Here is a 23,289-nt window from a genome sequence, read left to right on the forward strand (position 1 = left end):
GATACTAAATTAAATATTTACATAAATATACACTAAAAAATTAAAATACAACAAAAATCATTCAACTTTAGCAGTAAAATAAAAAAAATACTCACTAATTTGTGAGTATTTAAAAATTATATATATTTGCAAAGTATTTATTAAAACATTTACACCAACACCAAACCATCACATAATGAACAGAAAAAAAATCCTGACTATAGCAGTCTTTGCTATAATGTCTACATCCTGTTATTCCCAGGTGGGAATTAACACTCGGGATCCCCAACAAGCTTTGCACATCTCCGGCACAGGTACAGGAACTTCACAAGCCACTATGAGAATTGAAGGTTTAAATAGCCAGAACAATCCAGCTCATGAAGATGCCAGTTCCTCAAAAAGAGTCTTTTCAGACTCGAACGGATCTTTTGTGATTGCCAGAAATGATCAGGTTAACAAGTCCTATTTAATTACTCCACTTCCAAATACCTCAGTATCAGGCGGAACAGAACAACTAGTTACCACTCAGTCATTTATACTAGAATATCCGTCCATAGTACATATTGAAGCAAGAGTAGGCATGTCCATTACAGACCATATTTCAACAGAAGCAGATCTGAAAGACGGGCAGGCAAGATTATTTGGAAGTTATTACAAATTTTCTTCAGCTCCTTCCAGTGTCCTTTCCAACACTTCATTCGGACAAACTATTATTTCTCATTCCACCAATACCGAAGAGGCTCAATTGGATGGCGTATTTTATATTGAACCCAGAAAAGACCTTTCCCTTCCAAAGGGTAGTTACACCATCGCGTTATATGGCTATTCTCAGGACAATAAGCTGAATTTTGCCGTCAATAGTCTCAACCAAACCTCACAACAAATGGCTATAAGCATCACCCCCTTAAGCTACTAAACCACCACCAATCATAAATATGAAAAATTTACTTCTAAGCACTCTGGTGCTTGGCGCCAATAGCCTGTGCGCGCAAGTGGGAATTTCCACAACTTCCCCTCAGAAAGCTCTTCATGTTTCGGGAACAACTTCTTCAGCTAACATTAGCGGAACTTCTATAGATGTTGTAAACCCAACCATCAGAATTGATGGATTGAATAATGCCAATCAGTCCATACAAGACAAATTACGACCTGTGTCGGTAACCGATCAGGGAGATGTGGTTCTTTCCCATCTACCAGCCAAATCATTACTCTTTATTGATCCTATTAATTCTTCTAATCCCGAACAAGACTATATTCCATCTGCTGTAACAATCAACCAAACCTCCCCGGCAACCAGTACAAACCTCACTATCAGATCTTTCAACTTTAGCCTTACCTCTCCCAGTATTGTTAAATTTAATACCGTTACAAGTTTTCAGTTTCTGAAAGCCTCTGATGGCACTCCAATCACAGATGGCTCCAATAGAACATGGGGCACCAGGTTCAGATTTTCCCAGGCACCTTCAGGAATTTCCACTGCACAAAATTCATTTTTCGGGGAATCAATACGGGCTTACAGCAATATAGTCGATACCACAGCAGCATCTGGTCTATTTTATACGGTATCCGATGATACTTTATACCTCCCAAAAGGTAATTACACATTAGACATTAACCTTTTTGCAGGAACAGAATCTACACAAACACCTTTAAGGCTAGTTTATGGAGGCGGCACAGACACCGTCAGTATCATTGCATATCCTGTACAATAAATTTCAACGTCAAAATTATTCATCGTGAAAAACACAATAAAAATAATATACTTTCTAGGTATTCTAATGAGTTCCCCTATTTTCTCACAGCAATATATGGGAATCATGACGGAAAACCCGAAAGCCCCACTGCATGTTAGCGGACCTGTCTCTGTCTCCAGCACCCAGATCGGGGATACCAATATCACATTAGTTACTCCCACAATAAGAATAGACGGTCTCAATATGAGCAACAATCCAACTGTTTTTACCAGCAGTAATACAACCAATCCATTATATGTCAACAGCAATGGAGACCTTTCCGTAAAGAAGGGAATAGAAATTTTCGGAACTTATACTCTTCCGGGTAGCGATGCTATTACAACCAGCACCACATTAAATGTAACTGCTAATGAAACCTATCAGGTTACAGGTGATTTATTGAGTACTACTTTCACCCTCCAGCACAGATCAATGGTTTATATATCCTCCAGCCTTTCCGCAGAAATACAAAGTTCTACAGGAGATGTTATTACAGATGGAAAAGCCAGATCTATTGCTGCGGTTATATTATTTACTGCAGCTCCTGCCTCCAGTAATATTGTAGTTAATTCCAGCTATATGAGTGACGGTATTACTTATTCAAACAGAAGGTCTGCTTCTTTGAACCGTTCTTTCACACTATGCCCGACTTCGGAAGTACTTCTTCCTCCCGGAACTTATACAGTTGCATTAAGAGGAGCAGGGATAGCAGGAAACAATTCCCCAGCCGAAAACTTCCGTGTAATATGGGGTGGAGGAAGTAATGATAAATTGAACATACTAGCAAAACCATTATAATTTTTTTTAACACAATACACTTATATTATGAAAAATCTGAATGAAAAATTAGCCCAATTCTCAATCGAGAAACTTGAAGAACGTAAAGAGTTTACTTTCTATTGCAATCCTAAGCCAGGATGTCACCCTAAACCAACTCCGCCAGATGGTAATAACAATCAGGGAACTGACCCAGGAAATGGTGGCGGTGTAATAAATTAATTCATCCCTTTAAATCTTTTTTAACTTAATACAATTAACAATATGAAAAATTTAAACGAAAAATTAGCCCAATTCTCAATCGAGAAACTTGAAGAACGTAAAGAGTTTACTTTTTATTGCAACCCTAAGCCAGGATGTCACCCTAAACCAACTCCGCCAGATTGCAATACCAATCCAGGGACTGATCCAGGAACCGGAGGTGGAGGATTAAGAAACCTCTAATATTATCTAAAAAGTACCCGGGTAATGATCTCGGGTACTTTTCATCTTGAAGAATTATCTATTAGCTATGAATAAACCATCACAATATTTTTTCAGGAATCAAACTGATTTTTTAAAGGAAAATTTCGTTATTGACAATGAAACATTACTTAAAGAATTCAATTCTTCCGTAGAGCATTTTTGTTTTTTCACTTTGGAAATGGATAAAATCATTGACAATGATTATAATTATCCACAAATGTATGAGAATAATACAAACACTCCCTATTTAGCAATAAAAAGTCACATGAAGTCCGTAAAAGGACTTTCAAAGATCTTTCCGGACGATCATTTATTCTGGAAAATTCTTGATGACCACCAGCTTCAGTATTATTCAGGTCTTTTGAAAGAAAAGTTTGACTCCAGACAGCAAACATTATTCACACTTCAAAATTTTGAAGAATACGCGGTCAACAAGCACTGTCTTGCTTATATTCCAATATTAGGTATGGACTTTCTCTTTACCTCTAAAGAATCTGCAGACAATCTAGTGGACATTCACACCTCACTGTTTAAAGCAATCCAGATGAATGATGATATTGAAGACTTCCAAACTGATCTGGTCAATAAACAATGGACCTATGCTCATTCACAAGTACATGATTTTATTATTAAAAATAATTTATCCAACACCAGCAATCTGGATCGGTTTGAAGAAAGGGTTTTGTATGTTTCCGGAATTGCTTCAGAACTAGCACATTACAGCAGAGAAAACTTTATGATTGCCAGAAATAAAGCTCAGAAATGTAATTTTCAAAAAATAGCATCTTGGCTGGATGAAGTATTATCTCAAATGGATGAAAATATAAAACTGATAGAAAATCTCGTTACCTCTTAAACTATGTCTTTAATCCGAACCGATTATATCATTTCTCCTTATTCTGCGGAACAATCAATATTAGAAATTTCCGGAGATTATTTTACCATCAATACAGATGCTAAAAAACTGATTGAAATCTTATCTGTGTCAAAAAATTACCAGGAGGCTACTCATATTTTTAACTCTGACTTTCAAAATATAAACCTTAATGAAAATGAATTTATTCGTTTCATAGAAAATATTTTTGCCGAAATTCCTATTTTCAATAGCTCTTCATTGGAGGTCAAGAAAACGAAAAGTTTTATTAAATTTCAGAGAACACTGTTAAGCCCTTCTATAGCCAGCCAATTGGCAAATTGTATACTATTCCTTTTTAATAAGAAAGTATTCTGGATTATTTTTCCAGTTTTATTTATATCAGGAATCTTCACTATCATTGCTACTCCTGTCCCTTATAAAAACATTTCTCCACTATGGATTTTTGTTTTTTATACCCTAAGTATTTTTTTTCATGAGCTGGGACATATTGCAGCCTGTAAAAAATATACCCGACAAAATGGTGAAATCGGCTTTGGAATTTATTTTTTATTTCCTGTTCTGTATTCCAATATTTCCGCCATATGGCACGGCAGCAAGGAAGAAAGGATCATTACCAATCTGGCAGGAATTTATATGCAATTATGGTGTATGCTGTGTTTCTATGTCGCTTATTGGTTCACCCAAAATGAAACTGCACTTTTTCTTACTTATTTTACTGCTGTTTACTGTATTATACAGATTTTTCCTTTTATCAGATCCGATGGATACTGGTTATTATCAGATATCTCCTCTACTTCCAATTTATTAGGAAAATCCGGAAAAGAAGTAAAGCTGTTTATCAAACATCCTCTGCAATGGCTGCGGGAAAAAAGAGAGAAAAAAATCTTCCTTTTGATATACGGACTTTTCAACACTTTGATACTCACCTATTTTATTGTCTATCAGGTACTGTTCCATTGGAAAGATATTCTTTATTTTCCAATAACCGTATTGGATATCCTTAAACTGATTTTCACCTTACAGTTCAGTCATATCTCATTACCAGATCATTTTATCGTGACATCAGTTTTTTATCTGCTTTTATTCACTCAAATCAAAAATCTTTTCAGTAGGTTTTCACAAAAAAAAGAGACTGCTTAAAGCAGTCTCTGGTTATTTATTTGATGATCATTTTCTGAATGGCAATTCCATTATCCGATTTTAAGTGAACCCAATAGGTTCCCGATGGATAATTTATTCTCTTTTCGTAAGCTCCTTCTTTATCCTTCAATGTAAAGGAATCAATTTGTCTTCCTCCCATATTGTATATAGTGATTTTTCCATTGTTCACTTTATGATAAATGAATTTTGCCGTTCCATTTTTCACCGGATTTTCTGCAATCTGAAGTGAAAATTTATTTTCTGTATTTTCGTCTACTACAGATAAACTTCCTGTATAATTTCCAAAAATCTTAAATTCTCCGGGAGCCAAAGTAATAGGTGCCGTAGCAGATGTAATATTGGAAATTGTATTGTCCATTAGGTTTTTCCATTGCCCCGTATAAGGAAAGTAAGGAATTACATTTTGAGTAGAGGTATCATAATTGGCAATCACGACAATATTCTTCACTCCGTTTGTAATCGAATCATCATAAACATAGATTCTGGTAATCAAACCGTTCGGGTCATTAGTAAGATTATTAGATTCTACGGTATATGTCTTAGACCGGAATACAGGATATGTATTTCTGATATTAATGATCTGCGCCCAGGTGTCATATATTGATTTTCTATTGATATCCGTATCATATCCTAAAGTAAATGCTACCGGCTTTTCATCTGTTCTGCATCCACTGTTAACAGAACCGTCTGCACATCGATTAATACTGAATTCATATCCCAGTTCTCCGAACTGCCATATCATTTTAGGTCCCGGTATTGTAAAGAAAGTTGCACCGAAGGTTTTCATTCTATCCAAAGCTGTATTAAGGTTTTTCACATCATAAGTCCCATTCACAGCTCCATAAGCAAGATTTTTAAACATAAGCCTTTCTTCATCATGACTTTCTCCATAACCTACCGCATGCATATTGGTAAAACCATGAAGTTCATGATCCATTCTGTCATAACTGCTATTTTCTTTATACCCCATAGTATTTTGATTATAGGGGTCGGTCTGCTTATTCCACAACATTACACCTTTTCCTTCTGCTATTTTATAATTAGCCCACTGCTGCTCTTCAGCATCAGTTCCTAAATGTTCAAAAATCATATAGGAAGTGGGATCAATTGTCCATTGCTTATCTGCATAATATTTGAGGATATCTACTCTATCCTGTTGATAAGTATTAGTACAGGTTTCATCTGTTTCCGTACAGTTCTGGGTAAATCCTTTAGTCAAATCCCATCGAAAACCATCTATCTTATATTCTGTCAGCCAGTGTTCCAATGTCCTTTCTACATAATATTGGGTAGCTGTACTGGTATGGTTAAAATCATTAAATACATTATATGAATGTTTGGGAACCTGATTGAAGTAAGGATTATTTGGGGCCACATCTCCATATCCGTCATAGTCCGGATCAATATTCCAAAGCCTGGCTAAAGGGGATCTTCCAGTTGCATGATTAAATGCAATATCCAAAATAACTGCAATTCCATTCTGATGACAAACATCTACAAATTCTTTAAATTTTTCAGGAGTTCCGTACGCTTTGTCTATAGCATAATGAAATGAGGTATTGTAACCCCACGATAAATTTCCTTCAAACTCCATGATAGGAAGGAGCTCAACCGCATTGATATTTAAGTTTTTTAAATATAAAATTTTATCAATCAGGGATTGCCAGTTTTTCTCCTGTGTAAAGTCCCTTAATAATAATTCATAAACTACCAGGTTTTCTTTATCTGGTCTTTGAAAATTGGCAACCTGCCAGCTATAAGGAGATTGTCCTGTCCGGAACATTGAAACTTCAAAATCCTGACCGGCAGGAAAGGCCGGTAAATTCGGATAAGTAGAAGCTGAGATCCATTGGTCATCATAAGAAGATAAAATCTGAGGTGAAAAAGGGTCCGCTACTTTTCTCAGATCATTAGTCCTATACTGAAATGTATACAATTGTGCCGGTGTTAATCCACTTAGTTCAATCCAATATAAATCGGGATTTGCTGTATCCCTTTTCATTAAATATGAGTCATCAACAGTCCAGTTGTTAAAACTACCAATCACATGAATAAAGTCCTTAAAAGGAGCATATAAAGCTAATCCTACTTTTGTATTATCAGTCGGATGATAATTAATTCCCTGTCTTATCCAGCCGGGAACAGATTCGGAAATAACAGTTCTTGGAATCTGTAAGATGAATGTTGAATTTTTTGAATTTGAATTGGTATCTGTAGCAATTAATTCCATATTAGCGTCTGCACTGACTGTATAAGAATACGCATAAGATGTTGATGGCACTAAAGTAGAGTTAACAACTGTTCCATTAGCTTTCAACTGAAAAGTGGCATTAACATTCGTAGCTGCTGTAATAGATATTGTATTTCCTTGAGATACTGATGTTAAACTATTCGCTAAAGGACTGGTCAGTGTTACACTCAATATGCCGACATTGACAAATACATCAGAAGTCTGATGACTTCCGTTTTTATCTTTCAGTAAAAAGCCAAATCTTCCCATTCCGGTTCTGTTAAAAAATACAGAGGGCGTAAAGGTAATGGAATAAGAATCCGTTCCTGAGTTATACGTAAGTTTATTCTGATCATTGGAATCATTCCAGCTTCCATTGGAGGGGCAATCCATACTATTCCCATAATTGGAGTCAAGTGACCATGACCATACATAAACAGCATTATTAGTAATTCCCCATGCATTTTCATCTATCTGATCACCGGGAATAGTTAAGGTAATCTGATCTGTTTCATTGAATGGATTGGGATTAATGGTGTAGTTGATCTGTCCAAATAAAAGGGTCGCCAGAAAAACTAAAATTCCAGAGTAAATTTTTTCCATATCAGGTATAAGTTTATTAATATTTTAGCTAAAATAATTTATTTTTCAAGATTTATCACATATATGAACTATAATTTAGTTATTTATGTAAAATATCATCATAAAATAAGAGCAGTATTCAAAGCTCATTTCTACTCTACCATTACAGATCATATATCAGAACTCAGGATGCTCAGGACTAAAAAACTGATCATCAATAAGGATATCATGATTAAAGAAATAGCTATAGAATGCGGATATGAATATGTTCAAAATTTCACAAGGCATTTAAGAAAAAGTCCGGAGTATCACCGGAAGCCCTGAGGAACGAATAAAAAAAAGCTACCTTAAAAAAGGTAGCTATATATGTTGTTTTGCTTGAATATTACTTTTTCAGAATTCAGGAGAAAAAGTAATGACATCCAAATTAATTAATGATGTCCATGATCATCATGATGTAAGAATGGACCGTGTCCTTTTGGCTGATTGTAGATTACTTCTACACCTTCCTGCTCAAATACGTTTTTCCTTCTAATTTCTTCAGGATCAAAAGATTTCCCTTTTCCAAAGTACTCCATTAATCCTTCAGTTAACCACATTGGTATTACCAAACCGAAAAACATAAAAATACACCAGAACCCTACTAAAAACATTACAAAAAAGTAGATAGTCCAAAGGAACTGATAAAACGGCCAAAATGCTGATAACATCATTTTCTAAGATTTTAAGCAAAATTAAGACTTTTTTCCTTTTTGACAAAAGATATAGTCCCTATTTTTTATTATTTATTTTAATTTTAAACTAATTAGTGAGCCAGATCTGCGAAAAAGTCATTCCCTTTATCATCTGTAATGATAAATGCAGGAAAATCCTTTACTTCAATTTTTCTTACGGCCTCCATTCCCAACTCCGGGAAATCCACAACTTCTACAGACAAAATATTATCTTTTGCTAAAATTGCAGCCGGACCTCCGATCGAACCTAAGTAAAAACCTCCATGTTTTTTACATGCATCAGTTACATTTTTGCTTCTGTTTCCTTTTGCAAGCATAATCATACTTCCTCCGTGGCTTTGGAACTCATCTACATAAACGTCCATTCTTCCTGCCGTAGTTGGACCAAAGCTTCCCGAAGCCATTCCTTCCGGAGTTTTTGCAGGTCCAGCATAGTAAACAGGATGATTTTTAAAATAATCCGGCATTGGTTTTCCGCTATCAATCAGTTCTTTAATTTTTGCATGGGCAATATCCCTTGCTACAATTAAGGTTCCGTTAAGTTTTAATCTTGTTTTAATCGGGTATTGAGAAAGTTCAGCCAGCACTTCCGACATAGGTCTGTTCAGATTGATCTCAACAGCTTCTTCAAGATGTGGTGGAGTTTCCGGTAAGAACCTCTTAGGGTTGGTTTCTAACTGTTCCAGAAAAATACCGTCTTTAGTAATTTTTCCTTTGATATTTCTATCCGCAGAACAGGACACTCCCATTCCTACAGGGCACGATGCCGCATGACGGGGAAGTCTGATTACTCTTACATCATGAGTAAGATATTTCCCACCAAACTGAGCTCCAATAGCGCTTTCCTGACATATTTTCTGAACTTTGGCTTCCCATTCCAGATCTCTGAAAGCCTGGCCGGCTTCATTTCCTGAAGTAGGCAAATTATCATAATATTTAGCGGAAGCCTTCTTTACAGCTGCAAGATTAGCTTCTGCCGAAGTTCCTCCGATAACCAACGCCAAATGATAAGGCGGACATGCTGCTGTTCCAAGATCTGAAATTTTCTCTTTAATAAATTCTTCAAGAGACTTCTCATTAAGTAAAGATTTCGTTTTCTGATACAGGAACGTTTTGTTGGCAGAGCCCCCACCTTTTGTAAGAAACAGAAATTCATAAGAACTTCCCTGTTTAGTATACAGATCTATTTGAGCCGGTAGGTTTGAGCCTGAGTTCTTCTCATCAAACATGGTTAATGGAACAACCTGAGAGTATCTCAGATTTCTTTTCTGATAGGTATTATAAATTCCTTTACTCAGATATTCTCCGTCATCCACTCCAGTATAAACATTTTCTCCTTTTTTTCCCATCACAATAGACGTTCCTGTATCCTGACAGGAAGGAAGAGCTCCATCAGCAGCCACAGCAGCATTCTGTAAAAGGTTATAAGCTACAAATCTATCATTATCAGTAGCTTCAGGATCATCAATAATTCTTTTCAGACTTTCAAGATGGGAAGACCTAAGCATAAAAGAAACATCAGCCATTGCTTCTTCAGCAAGTAATTCCAGGCCTTTAGGATCAACTATCAAAATTTCTCTGTCCCCCAGTTTTTCAACTCTCACATAATCTGAGGTCAATTTTTTATATTCCGTATCATCTTTCTGAATCGGATACGGATCCTGATATCTAAATTCCATTCTACTTTTCTTTATTACAAAAATAGAACATGCATAAGAAAAGATCAGTGGAATCCTACTTCTTAATAGATATTTATAATCATTATAAATTGTAAAATATCCATGTAATCCTTAATTTTATAAAAATTTAAACCTCTATGAATTACAGAATAGAAAAAGACACGATGGGAGAAGTGCAGGTTCCTGCTGATAAGTTTTGGGGTGCACAGACTGAGCGTTCCAGAAACAACTTCAAAATCGGACCGGAGGGTTCCATGCCTCACGAAATTATTGAAGCATTTGCTTATTTAAAAAAAGCAGCAGCTTATGCCAATGCCGAATTAGGTGTTTTACCTACTGAAAAAAGGGATATGATTTCCAAAGTTTGTGAAGAAATCCTTGAAGGAAAACTGAATGACCAGTTTCCTTTAGTGATATGGCAAACAGGATCTGGAACACAATCCAACATGAATGTCAATGAGGTGATCTCTAACAGGGCTCACGTGAATAATGGAGGGAATCTGGGTGAAAAATCAGAAATTCATCCTAATGATGACGTTAACAAATCCCAGTCTTCTAATGACACTTACCCTACCGCAATGCACATCGCAGCTTACACAAAAGTGGTGGAAACTACGATTCCTGCGGTAGAAAAACTTAAAAATACCCTGTCTGAAAAAGCAAAAGCTTTTAAAGACGTTGTAAAAATCGGAAGAACCCATTTAATGGATGCTACTCCTTTAACACTGGGGCAGGAATTCTCCGGATATGCAGCTCAGCTGGAATTCGGCTTGAGAGCTTTAAAAAATACACTTCCTCATCTATCAGAACTTGCTCTGGGAGGTACAGCTGTAGGGACAGGTCTTAATACTCCGAAAGGATATGATGTAAAAGTGGCAGAATATATTGCAAAATTTACTAATCACCCTTTTATCACGGCAGAAAATAAATTTGAGGCGCTCGCAGCTCATGATGCAATCGTAGAGTCTCATGGTGCATTAAAGCAGTTAGCTGTTTCTTTATTCAAGATAGCACAAGATATCAGATTGTTAGCTTCAGGCCCCCGCTCCGGAATCGGTGAAATTCACATTCCTGAAAATGAACCCGGATCTTCTATTATGCCGGGAAAAGTTAATCCTACGCAGAATGAGGCTATGACCATGGTTTGTGCCCAGGTATTAGGAAATGACACTACGATTTCTTTTGCCGGCACTCAGGGGAATTATGAGCTTAATGTATTTAAACCTGTTATGGCCTTCAACTTTTTACAATCCGCTCAGCTTATTGCTGATGCATGTATTTCATTTAATGATCACTGTGCTGTAGGTATTGAGCCTAATTATGAAAGAATTAAAGAATTGGTAGACAAGTCTCTGATGCTGGTAACTGCTTTGAATACACATATCGGATATGAAAATGCTGCCAAGATTGCAAAAACAGCCCATAAAAACGGAACAACCCTGAAAGAAGAAGCTGTCAATCTTGGATTACTAACTGCGGAACAATTTGATGAGTGGGTAAAGCCGGAAGACATGGTAGGAAGTTTAAAATAAAAAATGCTATAAAAAACTAACTGTCAATGATATAAATTAAAAAATATATATATTTAAAATATTTTTTTCATATTTTAGTAAGGCAAAAACTTATATCCTCAAAACAAAATATCATGCCTGAAAATCGTTTAAAAAAAGCTGAAAAATTGAACCGGGAAAGCCTGAAAACCGTGATGGGAGGACATACTTGCCCTAACAATTTATATCATATCACATGGAACGGCTATCATGGATGTTGTATTCAGGTTCCTGAAGGAAATCCCTGCAACTCAACTTTATGCCTGATACCTGTAGAAATGTGTGACTCCGGAATTAATTAATGATTAAATAAAAAGGAAAAAGAAGAGGAAAAGGTCGGAGAAAATTCTCCGATCTTTTTGTTTTAAAACAGGTTTTATTATCCTGAAAAACTATCCAGCATGTCCCTTGTCGGAACAAAAAACAATGTTCCAGTAACAGCTGTACTGAAATCCAGAATCCTATCATAATTGCCGGGAGGGTTTCCTATAAACATGTTGACCAGCATCTTCTGAACCGTACTGAATGTACTTGCATAGGCAATAAAATAAGTCCCGAATTCATTAGTGGAAGGATTCCCGAATGGCATATTATCCCTGATGATCTTTAATTCTTCTCCATTTTCCCCTTCAATATTAGCTAAAGCAATATGAGAGTTGGAAGGCTTTACCTCATCAGCCATTTCAATATCATTTTCTTTTGACCTACCTATCACTTTCTCCTGTTCTTCCGTAGAGAGGTTTTTCCAGGCTTTCATATCATGAATATATTTTTGGGTAAACAAATAGCTTCCTCCTTTATATTCTGCATCTTCATCTCCTATTTTACCGAAGTAATCCCTGTCTTCTCCATGCGGGTTTTCCGTTCCGTCCACAAAGCCTAAAATAGACCGGGCATCCCAATATTTGAATCCATGAACCTCCAATATGCTTTGTGCTACAGGGTTTAAAATATTGGATATTTCTATCGCCATATCAAAGCAAATACTTTTATTATCTGCCCTTATGTGAAAATGTAAATCTCCGGGGGTAGAAACAGCTATATGTTTATCCCCTTTAATTGCCTCAAAATTAGAAAGTTCTTTAGGCATTGGGGTGGGAAGGTCCAGCATTTTCCATGCTTCATAGCCGATACCCATTATACAGCTTGCCCTGCTATCAGGAAATCTATTTAAAACAGAATTATTTAAATTCAGGACCAAAGCACACAGTCTCTGGAAGTTTTCTTTCAACTGAGGATTATCATTAAGCTTCCATACCATGAAAATAGTATTGGCATTCGGATAATCCGTGACATTTTGTGAATCACTCATTTCATTTGCATTTAATAATAAAAATTACTGTACTTGGTCAGCAAAATATTGTTCCAAATCTCTCAATGTTTCCGGATTGGTTCGGATGTCTCTTACCACCTGGCCTTTGTTTACCACCACAATTCTGTTACAAACTTCAGTAGTATGTGATAAGTCGTGGCTTGAGATAAGGAAGGTCACTCCATCCTGCTTAGAGAGTTCTTTAATTAAGTTTTTTAATTTTATCTGTGTAGAAGGGTCAAGGTTAGCAAAAGGCTCATCTAAAATAATGATCTCAGGATTCCCTATAATAGCTCCTACTATTCCTACTTTTTTCTGATTTCCTTTGGATAGATCCCTGATGTATTTCCCTGATTTCAAAATTTCCCCATTGAAAAAGTCCTGAAATGGAATCAGAAACTGATCTACAGAGTTTTTATTTTGCCCTCTCAATTCTCCGATAAAATAAAAATATTCCTCAGGAGTAAGGTACCCGATCAGAAAGGTATCATCTATAAAAGCTGAAACTTTACTTTTCCATAATTCGGACTCATTTACCTTGATATCGTCGATTCCTACAAATCCTGTCGTAGGCTGAATAAGGTCCAGCATCAGACTGAACAATGTGGTTTTGCCGGCACCGTTATTTCCTACCAAGCCAAAGGTTTCCCCTTCTGAAATAGCAAGGTCATCAATTTTAAGAACCGTAGCTGTCCCGTATGTTTTGGATAAATTATTTATCGTTATCATTCTTATTAATTTTTAGCCTTAAAAGCTTCTATAGTACTATATTTTTCTCTTTTATAATGTCTTATTATGATATCAAATATTTTTTCCCTGAACAGAAATCCGATCAGCCCAAGAATCGCAATGCTTATTACACCTGCTGTCATTCCTCCAAAATATTGAGATACTCCGAAAACAGCCATTGGTAAAAGTAGTTTAGGAATAAGTAATAATAAAGACTTGATATTAAAACTGTTTTTCTGTCCCATCACCTTCTCTTTGGAATTAAGATCAATTTGGTTTTTATTGAAAGCCCCGGTCCAAAGCGTGAATTGTGAATTAACCCCGATATTGTACAGCCCCGCTGCAAAGAAGGTCAAGTAAATATCCCATCCGAGAATAGCATAGAATAAGGCAAGCACAATGGAAAAGGAAGTAACGATATTCATAAGCCACCATTTGGCCTTAATATATTCTTTATAGGGAACATTTAGGGTCATCATTAAAGGATAATAGGAACTGTCGAAAGAGGGCACCCTCTGACCGAACAGGAACTGGAAACCACCTGTCACAAACAATCCCATGAACATCATCATATAAGGTGTCTTATAAATAGGCGATGTAAACATGAGCAATCCGTAAAAAACAAACATAAGGCTTCCTAAAATGATTCCTTTGGCTACTTTATTACGTTTCAACATTTTAATATCATTATTGATAAAAGAACCCAACGCTCCGTACTTATTAAGAAAAACAATATTTTCCGTTTTACCTACTGCCTTTTTAGCTTCTAAACCCTGATCCAGATAAAATTCTTTGCGCAAATACCAGAAGCATATTCCCCAAAGCAGAATAAACAGAAGTAAGGGAAGTAAAGCTATATAAGGGTATGCATAAAGCCCATAGAAAAATACTTCTGAATAGGATAGAAGTGGAATTATATTATAATAGGTAAGACCTGCCAACACGGCAATCAAGGCTCCTGCAGCAAATACCACCTTTTCTTTATTATTAAAAAGAATATTGATGAAATTATTAAGATAAAACAAACATGAAACTCCTATCAGCCAGCTTGTAATTTCTAAAAAACTATATCCGTTGAATATCGTAATTAAGGAAAAACTTATAAAAAAGAAAGAATTAAGCCAACTTAAGGGTGACAGGAAAGTTTTAGCCAATGCATAATTAACAAGTGTTTTTTTAGAAATATTAAGTGTAAGAAAAGGCTTGATATTCTGAGTAGGCATCTGCTGGACAATATATTTAAAAATAAGATCCATCCCCCATAATACAACCAAAAATCTGGATACCACCTTTAATGGATCTTCATGCATTTCTTCCTGAATATAATAGAAAGCACCAAATGCACCCCCAATAAGGCACGCCACGAAATACAAAACTCCAAGAATCCGGAATATCTTCATAACAAGATTAATCCCTACAGAGGTCCCCCGAAAGAAACTTTTAATTTCTAACCGCAAAAGTTTAAAAAACATACTTACTTTTTTGCATTAGTAAATATAATATAAAATATGTTACAGAGTTTCTTAACTTATTATGATTGCATCCATTTATAGGATCTGTACCATATAGTATTCCCCCAATTGTTTACTTCGCGTATCAGGGTTCAGGAATTTAAGTGAGAGTTTTGTAATTCTGTAATTATCTTCTTTCTTAATTAAAATAAATTTCTTCTTGATATTCTTCATATCCTCTTCATTTAAAATCAGGTAATCCCCGGATTTTACTTTATCAAGGTCTACACGCTGGAAGTTGTTATGAGCATAAAAATCAAAAGCCCATGTTCCATATCCTTTGGGAACTCTAATTTTTTGAAGATTGATATGATGGTTATTTACGAAGCGGGCCAGTTTCAGACTTCCCTGATATTGAGTAAGTATAGGATAGAATTGAGAATTAAGATACATATTCACACAAATGGCAAACATAAATGACACCACTACATATTTATGAAAAAGGCTGTCTTTCCTGAAAACAAAAAAGAGTAAAACACCTGTAAGGATAAGAGTACAAATAAACATAGGTAGATTCGGGACCTTTGTGAAGAAAAAAGTGAGTAAGATAATTCCTGTAAGAGATAAAAACACAAAAACTACCTGAACCACATAAAGTAATCTGATCGTCTTTCTCTTTTCATTATCCAGCAAATTAAAAAGGTAATATGCTGTAAATATAGACAGTATAGGAATAATACCATTCATATAATGAGGCAGCTTAAATTTAGACCAAGAAAACAGAAGAATAGTAATCCAAAATCCTCCAATCGTAAGAAACTCGGGTGTAATATTACTTTTAAAGGATTTTCGGAATAAAAAAATAGTCTTTTCAAAAATCCCACTATAAAATAGGATAGAAAAGGGAAGAAACAGCCATAGTAATGAATGGAAAAAGAAAAAGTAATCTGAATTGGTTTTCTCAAATCCTTCGGCAGTCATACGATTATAACTTTGATTAAAAAGAATAAAACCTATTCCCTCTTTCCCGAACTGATAATAATAGGAATAAAGTATCGGAACTACTCCTATTATAAAAGCCAGCATAACTAACAAGAGTTTTTTATTAAAGAATTGTTTCCACTCTTTTGAATAAATGAGATAAGAGAAAATACAAAGCCCTATAATCACCACCGCCATCATTCCCTTGGAAGAAAAAGCCATCGCTATTCCAAACCCTGACAGCAATGCTGCGAGTGCTTTACCATTTTTGATAAAAGAAATCAGTTGCCAGATAGAGAATATGATAAAACCCGTTAATACAGCATCCGTCCTCACATCATGTGCGGAAAGGATGATCGTCTGTGACGACAGAAATATCAACGAAGCCAGATAGCTGAGATTTTCATTCTCATAGAGCAGGTCAGCTAATTTTTTAGTGGAATAAGCCGCCAATATAATACATAAAAAGGCAGGAATTCTATAAGCAATATCATTGATTCCAAATATTTTCATGAAAAGAGCAGCTAGCCAAAAGTGAAGATGGGGCTTATCCAGATAAGGGCTATCTCCTTTATACAGTTCTAAAAAATTATCACTTAGGGTCATTCTCATCGCCATGGAGGCATGCTGTGCAGAGTCATTCTCCATAAGCGGGATAAAAAGACCGGAAATATAGACCAATGCAAACAGGAGATAAAGAATGGTAATCTGGGAAGAGGACAGAAGGCTTTTTTGCATAAGGCTCTTATTTTGACACCCTAAAATTAGGTACAGCTTTAACCTTAAGACCTTTAAAAATCTTTAACTATTCTTTACATTTATGTTTCAAAATTGAAATAAGCGGCTCCTAACCTATAAGTTCTCTGGCTTGTGCCAAAGCAGCATCAGTGATTTTGCTTCCCGAAAGAAGCTGAGCGATCTCATTGAGCTTCTCTTCATCATTAAGAGTAATAATAGTGGATTGGGTTTTTCCTGAAATATCTTCCTTCACCACTTTATAATTATTATTTCCTTTTGCAGCTACCTGTGCCAGGTGAGAGATCACGATCAACTGCATATCCTCAGACATTTCCCGCATAAGGTTTCCAATTTCTTCTGCGACCTTTCCTGAAACTCCGGCATCAATTTCATCCAGAATCAGTGTAGGGAGCTCATCGCTTTCTGCAATAATTTTCTTTACAGCCAACATCACCCTTGACCTTTCCCCTCCAGAAATAGCCGTCTGAATCGGTTTCAAAGGGAATCCAGAGTTCGCCTGGAATAATAACTGAATATTTTCTTTACCAAAAGAATCAAATTCCGGAGCATCCTTTAGTTCTATATCCACTTTTGCTTTTTCCAGCCCAAGCTTCTTTAAGAGCCCTTCAGCTTTTTGTACAAATACAGGAATACTTTCTTTTCGGTTTTGGGAAAGTTTTCCGGCAAGTTCCTGAAGCTCTTTTTCCTTATTTACAATATTATGTTCTATTTCTGCAATAGCAAATTCCAGTTCTTCAGCTCCTTTTTGTTCACCAGATAATTGATCTCTGATTTCTTTCAGCTCATTGACGTCAGAAACATTATGTTTGAGAAATAATGTATTGAGTTTATTATTAAGTTCTGATAATAAAGCCAAGTGTTCCGGATTGACTTCAATTTTTTCAGATTCATTTTCCAGTTCGGCAATGATATCCTTTAACTCTACAAAAGTTTCTTCCAACCTTTGATCCAGTGCTGAAAAACTTACGGAAACATCGGCTATTTTAGATAATTTAGCTTTGGCTTCATTAAAGAAGGATAATATACCAATTTCTTCCTGCTGAAAACGTGATAAAATCTGACTGAGATTCTCGGAGATCATTTCTGCATTTTCCTGAATGGAAAGCTGTCCCAGCATATCTTCATAGTCTATATCATCCAGCTCTATTTCTTCCAGTTCACTTAGCAGGAATTGCTTATAATCACTTTCTTGCTTTGAATCGTTCAACTGGTTCTGCAACTTTTTAAGCTGAAGTTTCAAACTTTGAAATTCAGAAAACTCATGCTGATAATCTTCTATTAAAGTTTTATTTTCTGAGAGCCCATCAATAATTTTAAACTGGTATTCCGAAGTAAAAAGATTGGAAGTTTCAAATTGAGAATGGATATCGATCAATTGAGAAGAAAGTTCTTTAAGAATATCTAATGTTACGGGAACATCATTGATAAATGCCCTTGATTTTCCTGATGGGAGAATCTCTCGTCTGATAATTGTCTGATGTTCATAATCCAGATCATTTTCAATAAAGAACTTTTTAAAACGGTTATTTAATGCAAACTCCGTTTCCACCACACTTTTTTCCTCCGCATTGGATATGGATTTCAGATCAGCCCTTTCACCTAGAATAAGTCGCAGGGCTCCTAAAATAATAGATTTACCTGCACCAGTCTCACCGGTAATTACCTGAAGACCATTATGTAATGAAACATCCAGGGTATCAATTAATGCGAAATTTTTAATAAAGATTCTCGAAAGCATGGATCAATAGCAATTACTTTAAGTAATGCAAATATAGAGTTTTAGATTTCAGTATTCAAGGGAAGCGTAATTATAATATAAGAGTGCTATTTCCATTTATTCCACTTAGAATCTGTATACTTTGGTGCAAAAGTTATCATCAGCTGCTTCAGGTCATTAAGAACGACTCCTCCATTATTTCCTGAATTGAAAATATTGAAGATCTCATCACTCTTATTGTCCATAAACAAGTTGAAAAAATAATTTTGCTGGAAGGAGTTTTCGTACATTTTCAGTCTCATGAGCGCATCAAAAATAACTTTCTTAGCGGTTGTCTGGTCCTGATTGAATAAGTTATCCAAACCCGATCTGTGATAAGTATACAAAGTAGTCCTTAGCTGGGCCATATTAGGATTAATAATTTCACCTATTAAAATAGCTCGGCTGCGGGGCTCATTGATCAGATTCCATCCTTCATACCCTCTGTTCTGGCTATTCTGAGCAATCTGTTGGGCCTTTGCAAACCAAGGTGACCCTCCCATCGACTGGAAACTATCTGCATCATATCCCAGTATCAGATATACGTAAAAGCTTACTACATCAATCAGGTTTTTACCTGAAAATTGTCTTTCATTGAATATAAGATTTTCATTCTCTACATATTCAAAAGCAAATTTAGTATCCTGAAGATTAATAAGCGGAGATTCGTACGTCGTATTATAAACAGGGCGCACTGCCTGAATCACAATATTTCCTTTGTATGTATTACTATTTCTCTCTGTTAAAACAATCGCAAAATTAGCTTTTATCTTCTCAAAATTCTGAAGTTTTTTACCTGTCCAGCTTGTATTATTAATAAAATCTCTAAGACTTTTCTCCAGAGCTTTATAAGCCTGCTGGTTACTTCCTGAAATCTGTTGAGAGTTAACCTGAACTGTCGCCAGTAATTCCTGACCCCAGCCAAGATTAAATAAAAAAACCAATAGGAATATGCTTATTATTTTTTTCATTATCGAGTAAAAATTGAGAACGGAAATTTATTAAATTTATTTTAAATACTGAGTTTCAATGAAATTAAATATGTCTTTAGCTACCTCTGTTTTGGATTTAAGATCAAATTCCTCTTTACCGGTTTTAGTGAATATTTTTATTTTATTCGTATCTTTTCTAAAGCCTGCCCCTTCATCTCTGAGAGAGTTAAGAATGATCATGTCAAGGTTTTTCTTTTCGAGTTTCCCTTTGGCATTTTCTTCTTCATTCTGGGTTTCCAATGCAAATCCGACTAAAAACTGATTCACTTTCTTCTCCCCCATTGTTTTAAGAATATCAGGATTCTTTACCAGCTCTATAATTAGATGCTCATCATTTTTCTTGATTTTTTCTTTAGCAACCTCTTTGGGAGCATAATCTGCAACAGCTGCACTACCAATAGCAATATCCACTTTTTCATAGAATTGAAATACTTTCTCCAACATTTCTTTTGCCGAAACGACTCTAAAAAGTTCAATATTTTTATGAACGGCTTTTTGCGAGCTTGGACCTGAAATCAGAATTACCCTGGCACCTCTTTTAGCAGCTTCTTCTGCTAACGAAAATCCCATTTTTCCTGAAGAATGGTTTCCTATAAATCTCACAGGATCAATAGCTTCATAGGTAGGACCGGCTGTGATCAAAACTGTTTTTCCTTCAAAATTGTTATTTTTTTCCGAATCTAAAAATGCTTCTATAATTTCAGAGACTGTTTCCGGTTCTGCCATTCGGCCCTGCCCTGTTAATCCACTTGCCAGTTCTCCCTTTTCAGCAGGAATCACTATATGACCAAAGTCTTCTGCGAGTTCAAGATTTTGTCTGGTAGAAGGATGCTGATACATATCCAAATCCATTGCAGGAGCTATAAAAACAGGACATTTTGCTGACATATAGGTAGCTATGACAAGATTATCACATATCCCGTGTACCATTTTAGCTAATGTATTGGCTGTACACGGAGCCACAATCATTACATCCGCCCATAGTGCCAACTCCACATGACTATTCCAGGTACCGTTTTCACCATAAAAATCGGAATATACAGGATTCTTAGATAAAGTAGCAAGGCTCAGTTTAGTTACAAAATTTTCTGAATCCGGTGTCATTATCACCCGAACGTCTGCTCCTTTTTTTATAAAATCCCTGATTAAAAAATGAATTTTATATGCAGCAATTCCTCCTGTAACAGCGATGAGAATCTTTTTCCCTGAAATACTCATGTAGTTTATTTTTTTAAAAGACTAAATTACTTAATTTTTCTTATACCTGTCGACCATAAATAATAAAGGTCATAGAAAGAATAGCTCCTCCTATGACCTTTATGTATAAAATACAGATACTATTTTTGTCTGTCTTCTGTCTTTCTGAAATAAACTTCTTCATCCAACCATTCCTGAATAGCAATAGAAGTTGGCTTTGGAAGTTTCTCATAGTGCTTAGATATTTCTATCTGCTCTCTGTTTTCAAAAACTTCTTCCAAGGTAGAATTATGAACAGCAAACTCATCTAATTTGTTATGAAGTTCCGTACGGATCTCCGCATTGATTTGTTCTGCTCTCTTTCCCATGATAACAATAGCCTCATAGATTGAACCTACTTTATCTTCAATCTTATCTTTATCGTAAGTAATTGTATTTACTTCTGCTTTTGTATCTTTTACACTCATTTTGAGAAAATTATTTTATTTATAAGATGGCAAATTTACAAATTATCTTTGAATTTTGAAAGTAGCTGCAGGAGGTGGTGTATTTAATGCTGCACTATCTCTCTGAATCTGCATTGCTTTCTTTTCAGCTCCCACCTGTTCTTTTATCTGCTTTTCTGTTTTGCTTCTTTCAGCAAGTTTTTCAGCTTCTTTTTTTTGCTTTGCAGTTAATGCTGCAATTCTCGCCTCAGTTTGTTTTTTTACAACGGCGAAGTTTTCTTTTTCTTTTTCGAGTTTTCCTCTTAAGTCTACAGCAGTCTTGGAGTACTCAGTATCCGGAAGATCTTTTTCAACCTGTCTAGTCCAAGATAGAGCACTTTCAATACGCTCTTCTTTAAGATCATAAACGGAATTGGTAGCTAACTGATAACGGGATCTTAGTATATAATCATAGATTTTCGGACGCAGTTTGGTACTTGGAAAATCTTCCAATACATTTTCCAAAGCAACATTGGCCGCCTTATATTCTCCCATCTTATAATATTGTCTTGCATTCTCATAAGCTTTAAACTCAAGTTTATAAGACAATTCCTCTACAAGCTGATTGATATTTTTTGCCCTTTCAGAGTTTGGATAATTATTGATAAAATCCTGCATCTCATTAATAGCAAGTTCTGTACTGGACTGGTCCAAATTATAATCCATTGATCCTTCATAATAGCATAAAGCAGACATATAAGCTGCTTCTTCAGCTCTCGGATCTTTTGAAAAGCTTACTGCAAAATTTTTAAACTGATGTCCTGCCAGTTTATAGTTTTTATCATAATAGTTTGCATAAGCGGTATTAAATCCAACATTCGGAAAATCGTCTGTTCCTGCTACTAAATTCGCAAGTCTGTCGTATAGAGCCAGCGCATTTTTCCAATTCTTTTTAGCAAAATTTTCGTTTGCTACTTTTAGAATATAGTTTTTGTCAGCACTCTTCATCGCTTTTTCCTGCTGGCTTGAACATGCTGTAATTACAGCAACCGCAAGAAGACCTAAAATGTATTTTTTCATATAAAAAATTCAACAGTTTTCGGAATATTATACCGATCTATTAATTTGCAAAAATAAAGTTTTTTTGCCAATTGATTTTTTTTTATGATTATTTAACGTAATTTTAGTCTGCAGCGTATCCCAGAATTGCAAAAACACTTAATAAAAGACTCATTCTTATCTTTTTTTCAGCTTCTTTAGTGTAAGCCTCTTCGTTTTTGCTGGGAACATAGAGTTCATAAAAATTCTTATTTCTAATCACAAATAAAGTAGACCCCAGAATCATTGTTAAAATATCCTCAGGCTTAGGTGCAAAAGTAAATACTCCAGATGCAACCCCCTTCTTGATTACTTCTTCAAGCTTTTTCACAAAGAGTTGGTAAAAATCAAGCAATTCATCTTTCAGATTATCAGTGTGGCGAAGTTCCTGTGTAACAAAACCATGGAAATAATTGTATTTAAACAGTTGGGAAATAATATATTTTATAATTTCTCTCATTTGCATTTCCGGTTTTCCATCTTTAATGGTATCTGCAAACTCTGAAAAAGTCTCACGTGTCTTTAATACCCTATACTGATACAGATAGGACATCATTTTTTCTTTTGATCCGAAATAGTACGAAATCATCGCAACATTAATATTCGCCTTTGAACAGATATCTCTTACGGAGGTGCCATCATAGCCCTTTTTTGCGATAAGTTCCTCCGCAATATCTAATATGTAGATCTGTTTTTCAGTAAATTTTTTTCTCATGAAATGCGCTAATTTGAGTAAAGTTATGACTTTTTACCATAACAATAAACTTATGTCAAAGTAATTTTCAATTTTACAAAAAAAACACCTAATTTATACCACTATTA

Annotated in this window: 23 protein-coding genes; 10 read left to right on the forward strand and 13 right to left on the reverse strand. The window is 35.4% G+C overall.

The window, feature by feature from the left end; all coding sequences use genetic code 11:
• Positions 1 to 175 precede the first annotated feature (175 nt).
• From Q0A18_RS09000 to Q0A18_RS09030, 7 genes are all read left to right on the forward strand, one after another.
• Positions 176 to 895 (forward strand): hypothetical protein, encoded by a 720-nt coding sequence (locus Q0A18_RS09000; RefSeq protein WP_292009819.1) that lies wholly within the window; start codon positions 176 to 178, stop codon positions 893 to 895.
• Between the two features lie 19 nt (positions 896 to 914).
• Positions 915 to 1,691, forward strand: coding sequence for a hypothetical protein (locus Q0A18_RS09005; RefSeq protein WP_292009820.1), 777 nt, complete (start codon positions 915 to 917; stop codon positions 1,689 to 1,691).
• A gap of 24 nt (positions 1,692 to 1,715) precedes the next feature.
• Positions 1,716 to 2,510: a hypothetical protein gene (locus Q0A18_RS09010; protein ID WP_292009821.1), complete on the forward strand. Its 795-nt coding sequence runs from the start codon at positions 1,716 to 1,718 to the stop codon at positions 2,508 to 2,510.
• A gap of 27 nt (positions 2,511 to 2,537) precedes the next feature.
• Positions 2,538 to 2,711 (forward strand): hypothetical protein, encoded by a 174-nt coding sequence (locus tag Q0A18_RS09015; RefSeq protein ID WP_292009822.1) that lies wholly within the window; start codon positions 2,538 to 2,540, stop codon positions 2,709 to 2,711.
• Between the two features lie 42 nt (positions 2,712 to 2,753).
• Positions 2,754 to 2,933: a hypothetical protein gene (locus Q0A18_RS09020; RefSeq protein WP_292009823.1), complete on the forward strand. Its 180-nt coding sequence runs from the start codon at positions 2,754 to 2,756 to the stop codon at positions 2,931 to 2,933.
• Between the two features lie 67 nt (positions 2,934 to 3,000).
• Positions 3,001 to 3,810, forward strand: coding sequence for a hypothetical protein (locus tag Q0A18_RS09025; protein ID WP_292009824.1), 810 nt, complete (start codon positions 3,001 to 3,003; stop codon positions 3,808 to 3,810).
• A 3-nt stretch (positions 3,811 to 3,813) separates the two neighbouring features.
• Entirely contained in the window at positions 3,814 to 4,971 is a 1,158-nt protein-coding gene (locus tag Q0A18_RS09030; RefSeq protein WP_292009825.1) for a hypothetical protein, read from the forward strand.
• Positions 4,972 to 4,987: 16 nt separating this feature from the next.
• On the opposite strand, the gene Q0A18_RS09035 is transcribed toward Q0A18_RS09030, so the two are convergent.
• Positions 4,988 to 7,825 (reverse strand): alpha-amylase family glycosyl hydrolase, encoded by a 2,838-nt coding sequence (locus Q0A18_RS09035; RefSeq protein WP_292009826.1) that lies wholly within the window; start codon positions 7,823 to 7,825, stop codon positions 4,988 to 4,990.
• Between the two features lie 63 nt (positions 7,826 to 7,888).
• On the opposite strand from Q0A18_RS09035, the gene Q0A18_RS09040 reads away from it, so the two are divergent.
• Entirely contained in the window at positions 7,889 to 8,128 is a 240-nt protein-coding gene (locus Q0A18_RS09040) for an AraC family transcriptional regulator (protein ID WP_292009827.1), read from the forward strand.
• A 107-nt stretch (positions 8,129 to 8,235) separates the two neighbouring features.
• Here the strand turns inward: Q0A18_RS09040 and Q0A18_RS09045 are convergent, their stop codons facing one another.
• Together Q0A18_RS09045 and Q0A18_RS09050 are read right to left on the reverse strand one after the other, a co-directional pair.
• Positions 8,236 to 8,517, reverse strand: a complete 282-nt coding sequence (locus tag Q0A18_RS09045) for a hypothetical protein (protein ID WP_292009828.1) — start codon at positions 8,515 to 8,517, stop codon at positions 8,236 to 8,238.
• 92 nt (positions 8,518 to 8,609) lie between these two features.
• On the reverse strand, positions 8,610 to 10,217 hold the full coding sequence (locus tag Q0A18_RS09050; RefSeq protein ID WP_292009829.1) for a fumarate hydratase: 1,608 nt from the start codon (positions 10,215 to 10,217) through the stop codon (positions 8,610 to 8,612).
• A gap of 137 nt (positions 10,218 to 10,354) precedes the next feature.
• On the opposite strand from Q0A18_RS09050, the gene fumC reads away from it, so the two are divergent.
• A complete protein-coding gene (gene fumC, locus Q0A18_RS09055) occupies positions 10,355 to 11,749 on the forward strand; it encodes a class II fumarate hydratase (RefSeq protein WP_292009830.1) in 1,395 nt (464 codons plus the stop codon).
• 113 nt (positions 11,750 to 11,862) lie between these two features.
• Positions 11,863 to 12,069, forward strand: a complete 207-nt coding sequence (locus Q0A18_RS09060) for a hypothetical protein (protein WP_292009831.1) — start codon at positions 11,863 to 11,865, stop codon at positions 12,067 to 12,069.
• Positions 12,070 to 12,146: 77 nt separating this feature from the next.
• On the opposite strand, the gene Q0A18_RS09065 is transcribed toward Q0A18_RS09060, so the two are convergent.
• From Q0A18_RS09065 to Q0A18_RS09110, 10 genes are all read right to left on the reverse strand, one after another.
• Positions 12,147 to 13,079 (reverse strand): Dyp-type peroxidase, encoded by a 933-nt coding sequence (locus Q0A18_RS09065; protein WP_292009832.1) that lies wholly within the window; start codon positions 13,077 to 13,079, stop codon positions 12,147 to 12,149.
• Positions 13,080 to 13,103: 24 nt separating this feature from the next.
• On the reverse strand, positions 13,104 to 13,808 hold the full coding sequence (locus tag Q0A18_RS09070) for an ABC transporter ATP-binding protein (RefSeq protein WP_292009833.1): 705 nt from the start codon (positions 13,806 to 13,808) through the stop codon (positions 13,104 to 13,106).
• Between the two features lie 5 nt (positions 13,809 to 13,813).
• Entirely contained in the window at positions 13,814 to 15,280 is a 1,467-nt protein-coding gene (locus Q0A18_RS09075; protein WP_292009834.1) for a DUF5687 family protein, read from the reverse strand.
• Between the two features lie 75 nt (positions 15,281 to 15,355).
• Positions 15,356 to 16,978: a glycosyltransferase family 39 protein gene (locus tag Q0A18_RS09080; RefSeq protein ID WP_292009835.1), complete on the reverse strand. Its 1,623-nt coding sequence runs from the start codon at positions 16,976 to 16,978 to the stop codon at positions 15,356 to 15,358.
• Positions 16,979 to 17,087: 109 nt separating this feature from the next.
• Positions 17,088 to 18,737 carry a DNA repair protein RecN gene (locus Q0A18_RS09085; protein WP_292009836.1) on the reverse strand — a complete coding sequence of 550 codons (1,650 nt, stop codon included), beginning with the start codon at positions 18,735 to 18,737 and terminating at the stop codon, positions 17,088 to 17,090.
• Between the two features lie 86 nt (positions 18,738 to 18,823).
• Positions 18,824 to 19,726, reverse strand: a complete 903-nt coding sequence (locus tag Q0A18_RS09090; RefSeq protein WP_292009837.1) for a DUF4835 family protein — start codon at positions 19,724 to 19,726, stop codon at positions 18,824 to 18,826.
• Positions 19,727 to 19,762: 36 nt separating this feature from the next.
• Positions 19,763 to 20,965: a bifunctional phosphopantothenoylcysteine decarboxylase/phosphopantothenate--cysteine ligase CoaBC gene (gene coaBC, locus Q0A18_RS09095; protein ID WP_292009838.1), complete on the reverse strand. Its 1,203-nt coding sequence runs from the start codon at positions 20,963 to 20,965 to the stop codon at positions 19,763 to 19,765.
• 119 nt (positions 20,966 to 21,084) lie between these two features.
• On the reverse strand, positions 21,085 to 21,411 hold the full coding sequence (locus tag Q0A18_RS09100; RefSeq protein WP_292009839.1) for a DNA-directed RNA polymerase subunit omega: 327 nt from the start codon (positions 21,409 to 21,411) through the stop codon (positions 21,085 to 21,087).
• 42 nt (positions 21,412 to 21,453) lie between these two features.
• Positions 21,454 to 22,449: an outer membrane protein assembly factor BamD gene (gene bamD, locus Q0A18_RS09105; protein ID WP_292009840.1), complete on the reverse strand. Its 996-nt coding sequence runs from the start codon at positions 22,447 to 22,449 to the stop codon at positions 21,454 to 21,456.
• A gap of 103 nt (positions 22,450 to 22,552) precedes the next feature.
• Positions 22,553 to 23,182, reverse strand: coding sequence for a TetR family transcriptional regulator (locus Q0A18_RS09110; RefSeq protein WP_292009841.1), 630 nt, complete (start codon positions 23,180 to 23,182; stop codon positions 22,553 to 22,555).
• Between the last annotated feature and the right edge of the window lie 107 nt (positions 23,183 to 23,289).

Source organism: Chryseobacterium sp. (assembly GCF_022712095.1).
In the GTDB taxonomy this organism is placed as follows: Bacteria; Bacteroidota; Bacteroidia; order Flavobacteriales; family Weeksellaceae; genus Chryseobacterium.